This window comes from Lactobacillus acidophilus (assembly GCF_034298135.1).
GTDB classification, from domain to species: domain Bacteria; phylum Bacillota; class Bacilli; order Lactobacillales; family Lactobacillaceae; genus Lactobacillus; species Lactobacillus acidophilus.
On the sequence record NZ_CP139575.1, the window covers coordinates 557088 to 572088 of the forward strand.

13 protein-coding genes are annotated in these 15001 nt (G+C 35.0%); 11 read left to right on the forward strand and 2 right to left on the reverse strand.

Translation table 11 applies throughout. The annotated features are described in order from the left end of the window. The first annotated feature begins 67 nt into the window (after positions 1-67). The 3 genes from SO785_RS02460 (at position 68) to SO785_RS02470 (ending at position 5659) form a co-directional block, all read left to right on the forward strand. A complete protein-coding gene (locus SO785_RS02460; RefSeq protein WP_011254403.1) occupies positions 68-1834 on the forward strand; it encodes an ABC transporter ATP-binding protein in 1767 nt (588 codons plus the stop codon). Next, complete coding sequence (locus SO785_RS02465; protein WP_015613381.1) at positions 1827-3629, forward strand: ABC transporter ATP-binding protein; 1803 nt, start codon at positions 1827-1829, stop codon at positions 3627-3629. The genes SO785_RS02460 and SO785_RS02465 overlap by 8 nt, the downstream gene beginning before the upstream one ends. An 86-nt stretch (positions 3630-3715) precedes the next feature. Continuing rightward, the gene (locus SO785_RS02470; protein WP_003547843.1) at positions 3716-5659 is read left to right on the forward strand and encodes a M13 family metallopeptidase; all 1944 of its coding nucleotides are present in this window, start codon (positions 3716-3718) and stop codon (positions 5657-5659) included. A gap of 47 nt (positions 5660-5706) precedes the next feature. Here SO785_RS02470 and SO785_RS02475 read toward each other — a convergent pair whose 3' ends face one another. Next, entirely contained in the window at positions 5707-6888 is a 1182-nt protein-coding gene (locus SO785_RS02475; protein WP_011254401.1) for an SAM-dependent methyltransferase, read from the reverse strand. Positions 6889-6989: 101 nt separating this feature from the next. Beyond that, on the reverse strand, positions 6990-7604 hold the full coding sequence (locus tag SO785_RS02480) for a lysophospholipid acyltransferase family protein (protein ID WP_003547840.1): 615 nt from the start codon (positions 7602-7604) through the stop codon (positions 6990-6992). A gap of 63 nt (positions 7605-7667) precedes the next feature. On the opposite strand from SO785_RS02480, the gene SO785_RS02485 reads away from it, so the two are divergent. The 8 genes from SO785_RS02485 (at position 7668) to rseP (ending at position 14977) form a co-directional block, all read left to right on the forward strand. Then, on the forward strand, positions 7668-8699 hold the full coding sequence (locus SO785_RS02485; protein WP_003547839.1) for a GIY-YIG nuclease family protein: 1032 nt from the start codon (positions 7668-7670) through the stop codon (positions 8697-8699). A 163-nt stretch (positions 8700-8862) separates the two neighbouring features. Beyond that, on the forward strand, positions 8863-9639 hold the full coding sequence (gene rpsB / locus SO785_RS02490) for a 30S ribosomal protein S2 (RefSeq protein WP_003547837.1): 777 nt from the start codon (positions 8863-8865) through the stop codon (positions 9637-9639). A 39-nt stretch (positions 9640-9678) separates the two neighbouring features. Next, entirely contained in the window at positions 9679-10704 is a 1026-nt protein-coding gene (gene tsf, locus SO785_RS02495; protein ID WP_003547835.1) for a translation elongation factor Ts, read from the forward strand. 168 nt (positions 10705-10872) lie between these two features. Next, entirely contained in the window at positions 10873-11598 is a 726-nt protein-coding gene (gene pyrH, locus SO785_RS02500) for a UMP kinase (RefSeq protein ID WP_011254400.1), read from the forward strand. Further along, the gene (gene frr / locus SO785_RS02505) at positions 11598-12155 is read left to right on the forward strand and encodes a ribosome recycling factor (protein WP_003547832.1); all 558 of its coding nucleotides are present in this window, start codon (positions 11598-11600) and stop codon (positions 12153-12155) included. Before pyrH ends, frr begins: the two co-directional genes overlap by 1 nt. Positions 12156-12157: 2 nt before the next feature. Further along, positions 12158-12892, forward strand: coding sequence for an isoprenyl transferase (locus SO785_RS02510; protein WP_003547825.1), 735 nt, complete (start codon positions 12158-12160; stop codon positions 12890-12892). A gap of 1 nt (position 12893) precedes the next feature. Next, positions 12894-13709: a phosphatidate cytidylyltransferase gene (locus SO785_RS02515; RefSeq protein WP_003547823.1), complete on the forward strand. Its 816-nt coding sequence runs from the start codon at positions 12894-12896 to the stop codon at positions 13707-13709. 11 nt (positions 13710-13720) lie between these two features. Continuing rightward, positions 13721-14977 carry an RIP metalloprotease RseP gene (rseP, locus tag SO785_RS02520; RefSeq protein WP_003547820.1) on the forward strand — a complete coding sequence of 419 codons (1257 nt, stop codon included), beginning with the start codon at positions 13721-13723 and terminating at the stop codon, positions 14975-14977. Positions 14978-15001 lie beyond the last annotated feature (24 nt).

Consider the following 15001-nt stretch of genomic DNA (forward strand, 5'->3'; position numbering starts at 1 on the left):
AGGTGTGTTAAAAGACGAAGGAGATTCCTTTGTCTTTTTTGTTTTTTCATGGTGATGAGGTGAGTGAATGAGTATATTTAGTAAATTAGGCTGGTTTTTTAAACAAGAAAAAAAGAGATATATTATTGGAATTACATTTTTAGCATTGACCTCTTTAGCTAATTTGGTTCCACCCAGAGTTTTAGGCCTAATGGCTGATCAACTAGATCAAGGACATATTTCTTGGGGACAATATGGAATGTTAATACTAGCAGTTTTAGCAGCGGCATTTTCGTTATATATATTGCGCTATTTTTGGCGTAAACAAATTTGGGGCGGTGCCGCAGAACTGGAAAGGCAAATGCGTTCGAAGTTATTTGATCACTTTATGATCATGGATCGTACTTTTTATCAAAGACATAGAACCGGGGATTTAATGGCTCATGCAACTAATGATGTGACTGCTATCCAAAATGTTGCAGGTGATGGAGTATTAACATTAGTTGATTCATTAATTATGGGGTTGTCAACGATGATTGCAATGATTATCTTTGTTGATTGGCGCCTAACCATTATCGCACTGTTGCCACTTCCATTTTTAGCAATAGGAGCATGGAGATTAGGTGATCATTTACATAATGCCTTTGATAAATCTCAGGCAGCTTTTTCTAGAATAAATAATAAAACTCAGGAGTCAGTTTCTGGAATTAAAGTTTTAAAAACCTTTGGTCAAGACAAAGAAGATATTAAGGCATTTGATCAAATGGTTGATGATACTATTAAGATCAATAAAGAAGTTTTTGTTTTAGATTCATTATTTGACCCATTAGGAACAATTGTCATTGGTGCTACGTATGTAATTACCATTATTTATGGCGGAATGATGGTAACTAATAAGGTATTGTCTATTGGACAGCTAGTTTCATTTATTGCTTATATTTCCAACATGGTTTGGCCAATGTTTGCCATTGGATACTTGTTTAATATTCTAGAACGTGGTAGTGCAAGTTATGATCGTGTGGAAAAATTATTGAATGAAAAGCCGTTAATTACTGATAAACATGCTGATCAAAGTATTAAAGTAGCAGATTTACAAGGGGATTTGCACTATGATATCAAGTCATTTGCTTATCCTGATGAAAAAGACATTTCAGTTCTTAAGAATATTGATTTTACTTTAAAACCAGGTCAAACTTTGGGCTTAGTTGGTCGAGTTGGCGCCGGTAAGACAACAATTATTCAATTACTTTTAAGAGAATTTGATCAGTATGAGGGCAAAATCACTTTAAATGGTAAAGATATTAGAACAATTCCTTTGAAAGTTTTGCTTAGTCAAATCTCATATGTACCACAGAATAATTTCTTGTTTTCAACTAGTATTGAAAATAATATTGCTTTTTCATCCGAAAATGCAGGAAAAAATGATATTGCGTCTGCAGCTAAGAAAAGTGATTTGCATGATGATGTGTTACAAATGCCTAATGGCTATCAAACTCTGGTAGGAGAAAATGGTATTTCGCTGTCTGGTGGACAAAGACAAAGAATGTCTATTGCACGAGCACTTTTGAAAGATAGTCAAATATTAATTTTAGATGATGCTTTATCAGCTGTTGATGCTAAAACTGAAACAGAAATTTTGACAGCATTAAGAAAAGAACGAAAAAATAAGACTACTATGATAGCGGCACATCGATTAACTTCAGTGATGGATGCCGATTTGATTTTAGTATTAAAAGACGGTCAAATAGTTGAACGTGGCAATCATCAACAATTACTTGATGAAGATGGCTGGTATGCAGAAATGTGGCGTCGACAAGAACTACAAGCCAAGGTAGGTGAAGATACAGATGAATAATGAACAACACGAATCGGTATGGTCAAAGGCTATTCCTTTTAAAGAACAGATTAATATCTTTAAAAGGTTAATAGGCTTTGTAAAGCAATTTAAAGTTGACATGATTATTGCATTAATTGGTGCATTTATTGTTAGTGTAATCAATATTCTCTTGCCAAGAGGTTTACAGTATTTCTTGGATCATTTTCTGTTGCATCAAAATACGACTGTACAAATTATTTTATTTGTTGGATTTCTTTATGCAATTGGTTCAATTCTTAAGGCAATAATTCAATTTACTTATCAGTACTTTTTTGCTTTAGGATCTGAAAAAACGCTAGAAAGTGTACGACAGGCACTTTATAGAAAATTACATAAGTTAGGGATGCGTTATTTCGATCAATCTCCTGCAGGCTCAATAGTTTCAAGAGTAACTAATGACACGATGACTTTAAGTAGCTTCTTAACTGTTTTATCTACGGTAGTGATAGGTGCTTTTTCGGTAGTTACTGCATTAATTGCTATGTTTACAACGAATGTGATTGCTGGTTGGATTGTTTTAGCATTTATTCCAGTCATGATTTTTGTAGTATGGTTATACTCACAAAAAAGTTCGCGACTTTACCGTAATTATCGTGAACGCTTAAGTAGAATTAATGCTAATTTAAATGAATCAATTGAAGGTGTTTCAATTATTCAACAGTTTAACCAAGAGAATAGAATGACTAATCGCTTTGAAGGGGAAAATGGTGGGTTGATGAATACACGTTTCAATATGATTCGGGTAAATTCATTACTTTTGTCACCTCTAACTAGTCTACTTTATTCCCTTGCTCTGGCTTTTGCATTAATGTATTTTGGTTTTCCATTGAGAGAAACTTTTGTGCCTGCTGGTGCAATTTACGCATTTTCTCAATATATTTCACAATTGTTTAATCCGATTTCTACCATGATGGACCAGATGACTTTCTTTCAAGATGGTATTGTGGCAGGTAAGCGAATTTTTAGAATTTTTAGAATTTTGGATAGTCAGCAATATGAGCCTAAACAAAATGCTCAAGAGGGCCTTACTATTAGTCAAGGCAAGATTGAATTTAAACATGTAAGCTTCTCATATGACGGTAAAAACGAGATTCTGCACGATATTTCATTTGTAGTAAATCCTGGTGAAACATTAGGAATTGTTGGACATACTGGTTCAGGTAAAAGCTCAATAATTAATGTAATAATGCGTTTTTACGAATTTGGTAAAGGTGAAATACTAATTGATGATGTAGATATTAGAAAATATCCTAAAAATGAATTGCGTAAAAAGCTGGGCTTGGTTTTGCAAGAACCTTTTATGTTTTATGGTGATATTGCTTCGAATATTCGTTTATATAATGATGAAATTACTGATAAGCAGATTGAAGAAGCGGCTAAAGCTGTTCAAGCAAATAAGTTTATTGAAAAGATGCCGGACAAATATCATGCTAAAGTAATTGAAGGCGGTGAAGAATTAAGTCAAGGTCAACGACAATTGATTTCATTTGCAAGAACCTTGGTAACAGATCCTAAAGTTTTAGTATTAGATGAAGCAACTGCCAATGTTGATACGGAAACTGAGACATTAATACAACAAGGTCTTAAACGTTTGCGTAAGGGTAGGACTACCTTGGCTATTGCCCATCGATTATCAACAATTGCTGATGCAGATCAGATTATTGTTTTAGATAAAGGACGTATTATTGAACGCGGTAACCATGAAGAATTGTTAGCTAAGAAAGGTTACTATTACAATTTATATACTTTGCAGAATAATGAAAATAAGAATTAATAAAGGGTGTTGAGAATAACTCAACATTCCTTTTTTGTTATAATAGATTAAAAGTATTAAATAATTATTATCATAAGGAGAAAAATATGAGAAGATATTTTGCTGTTCGTGGCGGTGCAGGAGATGTCGCTGAACCGGATGTCAATGCTAAACCTCAAGATAATTTATATTTAGCAGTTAATTCAGAATGGTTATCCAAAGCTGAGATTCCAGCAGATAGAATATCTACCGGAGTAAACTCTGAGTTAGATATCAAGATTGAAAAGCGAATGATGAAAGACTTTGCTGATATTGCTTCTGGTAAAGAAAAAATGCCCGATATTAAAGATTTTGATAAGGCAATTGCTTTGTACAAGATTGCTAAAAACTTTGAGAAGAGGGATGCAGAAGAAGCTAATCCAATTCAAAAGGATTTACAAAAACTTTTATCATTGGGTAGCTTTGTAGAGTTGGTAAAACAGGCTAAAGATTTATTTATGGGACCCTATGTCTTTCCATTTGTATTTGACGTCGATGCCGATATGAAGAATACTGATGTGAATGCTCTATACTTTGGTGGTCCTAGTACATTTTTACCGGATACAACTACTTACAAAACAGATGATGCTAAGAAGTTGCTAGATGTATTGCAAGACCAGAGCATTAACTTGTTGATGATGGCAGGAATTGGTAAGACTGAAGCAAGGATGTATGTTGATAATGCTTTGGCATTTGATGCAAAAATTGCTAAGGTTGTTAAATCAACTGAAGAATGGGCTGACTACGCTGCTATTTATAATCCGGTTTCATATGACGAATTTATTTCTAAATTTAAGTCATTTAAGATGGATGAATTCTTAGGTAAAATTTTACCTGAAAAGCCAGAGAGTGTAATTGTGATGGAGCCGCGTTTTCTTGATTATGCAGAAGAATTGATTAATGCAGATAACTTTGCTGAAATTAAGGGCTGGTTGTTAGTTAAATATATTAATAGCGTAGCTAAATACTTATCACAGAAGTTTCGTGAAGCATCATTCCCATTTGCTCATGCAATTAGTGGTATTCCTGAACTTCCTTCACAAATTAAACAAGCATACCGTGTTGCCAATGGTGCATTCGATGAAGTAGTCGGTATTTTTTATGGTAAGAAATACTTTGGCGAAAAGGCAAAACACGATGTTGAAGATATGATTCATAATATGCTTAAAGTATATGAAGAACGTATCGGCAGCAATGATTGGCTTTCAGAAGACACCAAGAAGCAAGCTATCATTAAGTTGAAAGCTTTAGTTCTTAAGATCGGTTATCCAGAAAAGATTGAAAAGATTTTCGATTTACTTCAAGTTGATTCAGAAAAGAGCCTTTATGAAAATGAAGCTGCTATGGATAAAGTTCGTACCAAATATATGCTTGATAAATTAACCAAACCGGTTGATCGTTCGGTATGGCTGATGCCAGGTAATTTGAATAATGCTTGTTATGATCCACAAAGAAATGATTTAACTTTCCCAGCGGGTATTTTGCAAGCGCCATTTTATGATATTAATCAATCTCGTGGTGCTAACTACGGTGGTATTGGTGCCACTATCGGTCACGAAGTTTCTCATGCTTTTGATAATGAGGGCGCTAAGTTCGACGAACACGGTAATATGAATAACTGGTGGACGAAGGAAGATTTCGAAGAATTTAATAAGCGCGTTGGTAAGATGGTTGATATCTTTGACGGTCTTCAATATGGCCCAGCTAAGATTAATGGTAAACAAGTTGTTTCTGAAAATATTGCCGACTTAGCAGGTCTTGCTTGTGCTGTCCAAACCGGTAAAAATGATGGTGTTGACTTAAAAGATTTGTTTGAAAATTATGCGAGAAGCTGGATGGAAAAGCAACGTCCAGAAGCAATTAAAACTGAGGTTCAAACAGATGTTCATGCGCCACAGCCAACTAGGGTTAATATCCCTGTTCAATGTCAGGATGAATTCTATGAGGCCTTTGGTGTTAAAGATACAGATGGTATGTGGCTTGACCCGAAAGATAGAATTACAATTTGGTAAAAAAATAATGCTAGAGAAAATTTTCTCTAGCATTATTTTAGTTAATTCTATTTATCGTTAAGCATATATTTACGAGTCATTGGTAAACTTTTGCCTGATGGACCCTTTGTAAGAAGATATTGAACAACATCAATATTTCCTGATTCAAATGAAGCCGCACATGCTTGTAAGTAAAGATCCCACATTCTGCAGAATCTTTCACCCATATTCTTTTCGATTTCTGGACGTGCATTGTTGAAGTTCTTGTCCCAAATTTCCAAAGTTCTTTGGTAATGACGACGAAGCATTTCAACATCACTAACTTGTAAGTTGGCTTCTTCAATTCTTGAGATAATTTCTACCAGACCTGGTATATAACCACCTGGGAAGATGTATTTGTTAATCCATGCGTTAGTAGCACCACCTTGTTGACGAGTAATACCATGGATTAAAGCAACACCATCGTTCTTCAAATATTTAGCAACGTCCTTGAAGTATTCGCCAAGATTTTCTGAACCAACGTGTTCAAACATACCAACCGAAGTTACATAATCCCATTGTTGATCACCCAATTCACGGTAATCTTCAAGTTTAACTTCAGCTACATCTTCTAAGCCTTCATCATAAATCTTCTTTTGAACTAATTTGTATTGTTCTTCACTTAAAGTTACACCAGTAACTTTAAGTCCATATTCCTTAGCTGCAGTGAGCATTAGTGTACCCCAACCACAACCGATATCTAGTAACGTTTTACCTTTTTCAGGATGTAACTTGTTTAAAATATGATGAACTTTAGCGATTTGAGCTTGTTCAAGATCATCTTTATTGTCATCAGTAAAGTAAGCACATGAATAAGTCATAGTTGGATCAAGCCATAATTTGTAAAAGTCGTTACCAATATCGTAGTGACTTTGTACATCTTCTTCACTTTGCTTTTCTGTGTGTTTAGATTTTGGTAGAAACTTACGGAATTTAGAAGAGCGCATAAAACTGTCTGCACTTTGGTAAGCACCATTGATTAATTCTTGAATACTTCCTTGAATTTCAATTTTTTTATCCATATATGCTTCACCCAGAGCAAGAGAAGCGTTCTTAGTGATATCACTCATTGGAATCTTTTCATTAAAAGTAATATGGATTTCAGGAGTACCGTTGCCATAAACTTCGCTTTTACCGTCCCAGTAAGTTACTTCAACGGGAAAAGGGAAGGACTTGCTTAACATCATTTTGTAAAATGTTTTTTCTAACAATTATCTTTCCTCCAATAATTATCAAACCTAATAATTTATTTTAACACTAAAAATTATTTCTAAATAAAAATACTTAACCACTTTTAGGTTAAGTATTTTAGTTATTTAGCAATGTAATGGAAATTAGGATCTAATTCCTTGTCTAATTTATCCCAAGCATCTTCTAATTGTTGATAAATAATTTCTTCATTTTCATGAGTTAATTTAGTTTTTCGATCAATAGTAATTGGATTACCGAAGTTAACCTCTAATGGCTTTCTTTTAAGAAGCCCTTTGAAGGATAGCGGACCTTGATAGACAACAGGAACCATTGGCTTTTGAGCCATTTTAGAGATTAATAGTGCACCGCCCTTTAATTCAGATGAATGTCTTGTTCCAGATGGAAAAATAATTAAAGAAAGTTTTCCCGCTCTTAATCCTTTAACTGGAATTTTTAAGGCAGATGGTCCGGGATTTTGACGATCAACTGGAAAAGCATGTGCATGGTTTAAAATAAAACGTAAAACTGGATTTTTAAATAATTCAATTTTAGCCATAAACATAAATTCCATGGGACTCGCACCTAATGCAAATAGAATAGGTTCCCACCAAGTTCTGTGTGGTGCCACTAGAATATAATTACCTTTAGGTAATCGATTTTTATGATGAATGTGTAAGTGTCCATTTAATATCCAAACGATAAAGCGGGCGATGGGGCGAATAATTTTATAAAACATTTTTACCTCCAATTGTTGTAAGCTATTATAAAAATATAAAGACGAGAAAGGCAAATAATTTTTATGGTTGAGCTTAAAGATAATGAACGAATTGATTATATGTACAGTGACGATTTGCGGATTATCCAAGATAAAACCGCCTTTAGTTTCTCTATGGATACCTTACTTTTAGCATATTGGGCTAAGGATGTAATTCGTGATCGAGATAAAGTGGCAGATTTATGCGCAGGAAATTGTGCTGCTACAATATACATGGCTTATTTTAATCGGGCACATTATGATGCAATTGAAATTCAAGATGAAATATATTCTCAAGCTAAGCGTTCGGTAGAATTGAATGATATGGAGAATAGAATTTCAGTTTATAAGGATAATGTGCTTAATGCATCTAAGCATTTGCGTAAGGATAGCTATGATGTTGTCACGGTTAATCCACCATATTTTAAAGCGCCAGAAGGCCATGAAGTTAATCCTGATCCAAAAAAAGCAATTGCTCGCCATGAATTGTTAATTAATTTAGAACAAATTATTGAAGTGGCTAGTGGGCTTTTAAAGATGAAGGGGAAAATGTTTATGGTTCATAGACCTGAGCGTTTAGCTGAAATTTGCTATTACTGCATGAGGCACGACTTAAGTATAAAATTAGTTCAACCTTTTGTATCACATAGGGATGAAGATGCAAATTTAATTATTGTTGAAGCTGTAAAGCATACCGGAACTGATGGAACTGAATTAAAAGATGCGATTGAAGTTCATGATCAGAGTGGTGAATTTAGGCCATTAATTCAAAGAATTGTCCGTGAAACTGATGAAGATCGTAAAAAGCATGCTGCGCGCGGGCTATATTATTTCTATGTCTTACTTTGCAATGATGGTAGCTTTTATGGCGGCTTTACCAATGACTTGGAACATCGCTTAAAGATGCATAATGATGGTAAAGGTGCTAAATATACTAAATCGCGGCGACCAGTAAAAATGATTTATCATGAAAAATTTGATGATAAACGATTGGCTCTTAAACGAGAATATTGGTTTAAACATCATTCTCGCGCTTGGAAAGAGAAATTTTTGCGTGAGCATAATATAAGTTTTTAGTCTTGCAAGTTAAAAATATTTTTTGTAGAATAGTCAAGTATGCTATAAATGCGTATAAAAATCAAAACACATCAAGAGCGATCATCATCGTGGTGCCCTAGGTAGTGGTTAGATGATGAAATGAACGCTTGAGAGGATTTAAAACCATAGGAGGAATATAAATATGGCAGACGTTGTTACAATGAAGCAATTGCTTGAAGCTGGTGTACACTTTGGTCACCAAACTAGAAGATGGAACCCAAAGATGGCTCCTTACATTTTTACTCAAAGAAATGGTATCTACATCATTGACTTACAAAAGACTATCAAGATGTTAGATGATGCTTACAACTTTATGAAGGCTGTTGCTGAAGACGGTGGCGTTTTCTTGTTTGTAGGTACTAAGAAGCAAGCTCAAGATTCAATTGCTGAAGAAGCAACTCGTGCAGGTCAATACTACGTAAACCAACGTTGGTTAGGTGGTACTTTGACTAACTGGACTACTATTCAAAGTCGTGTTAGAAGATTAAAGCAATTAAAGGAAATGTCAGAAGACGGTACTTTTGATGTATTACCAAAGAAGGAAGTTGCTCTTTTAACTAAGGAAATGGACAAGCTTGAAAGATTCTTAGGCGGTATCGAAGACATGCCAAGAATTCCAGATGTATTGTTCGTAGTAGATCCTAAGAAGGAAAAGATCGCTGTTCACGAAGCTAACATTTTGGGTATCCCAGTTGTAGCTATGGTTGATACTAACACTGATCCAGATCCTATTGACGTTGTTATTCCATCAAATGACGATGCTATCCGTGCTATTCGCTTAATTGCTGGTGCTATGGCAGATGCTATTATTGAAGGTAAGCAAGGTCAAGACGACGAAGAAACTCTTGAAGTTGACTTTAAGGAAAATGCTGATGGTTCAGAAGAAATCGTTAGCGCTGAAGAAAACCCAGAAGACTAGTTTGTTTTTTACTGTTAGTTCTGTAGGAGGACTTTATTAATGGCACAAATTACTGCTAAGATGGTTAAGGAATTGCGTGAACGTACCGGTGCTGGCGTTATGGATGCTAAGAAGGCATTGGTAGAAGTTGACGGTGACATGGACAAGGCAGTTGAATTCCTTCGTGAAAAAGGTATGGCAAAGGCTGCTAAAAAGGCTGACCGTGTTGCTGCTGAAGGTTTAACTGGCGTTTACGTTGCTGACAACGTAGCCGCTGTAACTGAAATTAACTCAGAAACTGACTTCGTTTCTCAAAACGATAAATTTGTTAAGTTAGTAAAAGATGTTACTAAGACTATCGCTGAAGGAAAGCCTGCTAACATTGAAGAGGCTGACGAATTAAAGATGGACGATGGTTCGACTTTAGACCAAGCATTTGTAAACGCAACTGCTACAATTGGTGAAAAGATTGTTTTACGTCGTTTCGCTTTAGAAGAAAAGACTGATGATCAAGAATTTGGTGCTTACCAACACAATGGTGGTCAAATTGGCGTTATCACTGTCTTAGAAGGTGCTGATGCTGCAACTGCTAAGCACTTAGCAATGCATATTGCTGCTATGAATCCTAAGGTTATCTCACCAGATGAATTAGATGATGAATTCATTACTGAACAATTGGCTTTGATGAACCACAAGATCGACCAAGATAACGAAAGCCGTGAATTGGTACACAAGAAGCCATTACCACATCTTGTTTATGGTTCAGAAAAGCAATTAACTGATGATGTTCTAGCTAAGGCTAAGGAAGACATCAAGGCTGAACTTAAAGAAGAAGGTAAGCCAGAAAAGATCTGGGACAGAATTATTCCTGGTAAGATGCAACGTTTCATTGATGATAACACTCAAGTTGATAAGCAATTTGCAGTTTTATCACAAGACTACATTATGGATGACAGTAAGACTGTTGGCGAATTTTTGAAGGAAAAGGGCGCTAAATTAGTTGCTTTCCAACGTTTTGAAGTAGGCGAAGGTATCGAAAAGAAGCAAGAAGACTTTGCTGCTGAAGTTCGCGAACAAATGAAGTAGTTTTTACTATTATTTAAGAAAGGAGGAGTACGTTTTGTGCTCCTCTTTTTTTGTAAAATTTATTTTTTATGGTTAGAAAATATGTATTAAGTGTAGAATACAGCGGACTACATTGACCTAATATTTTTTAACATGGTAGAATAATTAAAGCTATTAGAGGAGGTCATTATGAGTCAAGTTAAATATAATCGTATCATTTTAAAAATATCCGGTGAAGCTTTAGCAGGCGACAAAGGCAATGGAATTAATCCAACTGTTATTGGACACCTTGCTAATGAAATTAAGTCAGTTCATGATTTAGGCGTAGAAATTGGTATTGTCTGCGGTGGCGGTAACATGTGGCGTGGTGAAACTGGTGCTAAGCTAGGTATGGAACGTGCACAAGCTGACTATATGGGAATGCTTGCAACTATCATGAATGGGTTAGCATTACAAGATGGTTTAGAAAAAGTGGGCGTTCCGACTAGAATGCAAACTTCAATTGAAATGCGTCAAATTGCTGAACCATATATTAGAAGAAGAGCTTTACGTCATCTTGAAAAAGGTCGCGTAGTAATCTTCGGTGGTGGTACTGGTAACCCATATTTCTCAACAGATACTACTGCTGCACTTCGTGCTGCTGAAATTGGTGCCGATGTAATTTTGATGGCTAAAAATGGTGTTGATGGAATTTACTCAGCAGATCCTAAGACAGATCCTTCTGCAACTAAGTTTGCCGAATTAACTCAACTTGATTTAATTTCTAAAGACTTAAAAGTAATGGATAGAACTGCAAGTTCACTTTCTATGGATACTGAAATTCCGTTGATTGTATTTAATGTTAATACCCCGGGTAACATTAAGAAAGTTGTTATGGGTGAAAATATTGGTACTGTTATTAGAGGTGACAAATAATGAATAACGAAACAATAAAAAAAGCACAAGATAATATGGGTAAATCTATTAAGGTTTATCAAAAGAAATTAGCTTCAGTTCGTGCAGGTGTTGCTAACGCTGCACTTCTTGATAATGTACAAGTAGAATACTATGGTGCACCAACACCATTGACTCAAATGTCAAGTGTTACTATTCCTGAACCACGTGTATTACTTATTACTCCATATGATCAAAACAGTTTGGATGATATTGAACATGCACTTTTGGCATCTAACCTTGGTTTAACTCCAGCTAACGATGGTAAAGTAATTAGATTGGTAATTCCACAGCTTACCAGTGAAAGAAGAGAAGAGATTGCCAAGGAAGTTGGTAAGTACGCTGAAGAAGCTAAAATTGCAGTTAGAAATGTTCGTCGTGAAGCCATGGATTCTTTGAAGAAAGAAGAAAAGAATGGTGATATTACCGAAGATGAACAGCGCAATTTAGAAAAGCAAGTTCAAAAAGTAACTGATGATGCTACTAAGAAGATCGATCAGCTTGCTGATGAAAAGCGCAAGGAAATCACTCAAGGTTAAATATGAGTAAAAAAGACAATGAATTAAATCATTTAGCCATTATCATGGATGGTAATGGTCGTTGGGCTAAAAAGAGACATAAACCAAGATTTGTTGGTCACCGTGAAGGTATGGATAACGTTGAACGAATTACTTTAGCTGCTAACCAACTAGGAATTAAAGTCTTGACTCTATATGCATTTTCAACTGAAAATTGGGCTCGTCCTAAAGAGGAGGTTGCATATTTAATGAATCTTCCCGTACGTTTTTTTGATAAATATATGCCAACTTTAATGGAAAATAATGTTAAAGTTAACATTATGGGGTATTTAGATGAATTACCGGAAAAAACGTATAAAATTGTTCAACGTGCTATGTCTGAAACGGTAAATAATACTGGTTTAATTCTTAATTTTGCTTTTAATTATGGTTCTAGACGAGAAATAACTTCTGCTGTAAAAGAATTGGGTGGAATGATTGAATCTGGATCTTTAAAGAGTGAAGAGATCACAGAAAGTATGATTTCAGATCATTTGATGACTGGGAATTTTGGAAAATATCGAGATCCTGACTTATTAATTAGAACTTCTGGTGAACAAAGAATTTCTAATTTCTTGCTTTGGCAATTAGCATATTCAGAACTTGCTTTTAGCGAAAAAAATTGGCCAGATTTTGATAAAGATGATTTGAAAGAATTTGTAGATGAATATAAGCACCGTAATCGGCGCTTCGGTAAAGTAGACGAATCGGATAGTTAATATGAAACAACGTGTAATTACGGCAGTTATTGCCTTAATCTTATTTATTCCAATTGTGCTTGCAGGCGGCCTTTGGATGGATTGGTTGACTGTATTATTTGCTGCAGTCGGCATTAGTGAAATCTTTTTGATGAAAAAGCAAATTTTAGTATCATTTGATTTCTTACTAGCTTTGCTTGCAACTTTAACTTGGACAGTACCAGATTCATTTTTTAAAGTATTTCCTTCAAACATTACTAAATTAGGTGTGTTTTATGGAATTATCATGTTATTTTTAACTTGGACGGTGCTATCCAAAAATAAAACCACTTTTGATGATGTAGGTGTTTATATTTTAGCAGCACTTTATATTGGAATTGGTTTTCACTACATGGCTGCAATTAGAGCATATCCTCAAAATGGTTTAGCTCTTCTTGGTTATGTATTTGTGGTTGTATGGTCAACTGATATTGGTGCCTATATGATTGGTCGTAAGATCGGTAAGCATAAGTTATGGCCAGTAATCAGTCCTAATAAAACTTGGGAAGGCTCAATTGGTGCAGTTATTTGTGCATTAATTTGTAGTGCTATTTACTTAGCAATTTTGAGTAGCTTCAATATTACTTTTGGTGTTTCAGAATTATCAATGGTTGTATTGGCATTCTTCCTTTCAATCGTAGGACAAATGGGTGATCTTGTTGAATCAGCATACAAACGTTTTTATGGCGTTAAAGATTCTGGTAAGATTTTGCCAGGACATGGTGGTATCCTAGACCGCTTTGATAGTATGTTGTTTGTATTACCCGTAGTAGCCGCTATTCTAGGTATTGTTCATTAGGAGATTTTTTATTGAAGGGTATACTAATCTTTTTAGTTGTCTTTGGCTTACTTGTTTTTGTTCATGAATTTGGACACTTCATTGTAGCTAAAAAGTCAGGAATTCTTGTGCGAGAATTCTCAATTGGTATGGGCCCAAAACTATTCCAAATTAGACGAAATCCCACCACTTATACCATTCGTTGGTTACCACTTGGTGGGTATGTTCGTTTAGCGGGCTCTGATGATGAAAGTAAATTAGATCCGGGTATGACTGTAGTCTTACAGTTAAATGATAAAAATGAAGTGATTAGAATTGATGCTTCTGAATCAGATATTCCGATCGAGGGGATTCCCGTTCAAGTCACTAAAGCTGATTTAGTGGATGATTTAATAATCGAAGGTTATGAGAATGGCGATGAAAATGATCCAGTAACTTATCATGTAAATCATGATGCTACCATTATTGAAAAAAATGGTACTGAATTAATTATCGCTCCACGTGATACGCAATTTAATCAGGCTAATGTCTGGCAAAAACTTGCAACTAATTTTGCAGGACCTTTTATGAATATTGTCTTAGGATTTGTAGTGTTCTTAATTTGGACTTTTACAGTTCCAGGTCCTGCAACTACAACTGTAGGCTCTGTCCAAACAGATTCGCCAGCGCGTAGTGCTAAGATCGAATCTGGTGATAGAATAGTTGCAATAAATGATCAAAACATCACTAATTTTGATCAAGTATCAGAAAAAATAAATCAAAGTAAGGGTAAGAGCTTACGTTTTAAATTGGAAAAGAATGGTTCTACTAGAACTATTTCTGTTAAGCCAAAAGCACATAAAGTGCAAAATCAGACTGTCTATCAAGTCGGTATTGTTGCTAAAAGTAACGAAAATGCAGGCGTAAAATTGAAGAGAGGCTGGGACACAGCAGTTTCTACTACTGGTTTAATTTTTAATGCCGTAGGTAATTTATTTAGTCATTTCAGTTTAAATAAGTTATCAGGTCCAGTGGGAATTTATTCTCAAACTTCTCAAGTTTCTCAGATGGGCTTTACTTATGTATTAGCATTCTTGGGGATGATTTCAATTAATCTGGGAATTGTAAATTTAATTCCTATTCCAGGATTAGACGGTGGTAAGCTTTTATTGAACTTGATCGAATTAATTCGCGGTAAGGCAATCTCTGAAGAACACGAAGCGATTGTTGAATTAATTGGCTTTGGTTTATTATTAGTATTAATTATTGCAGTTACAGGTAACGATATTTATCGCTATTTTATTAAATAATATATTTTAGTTTTATTTTTACTT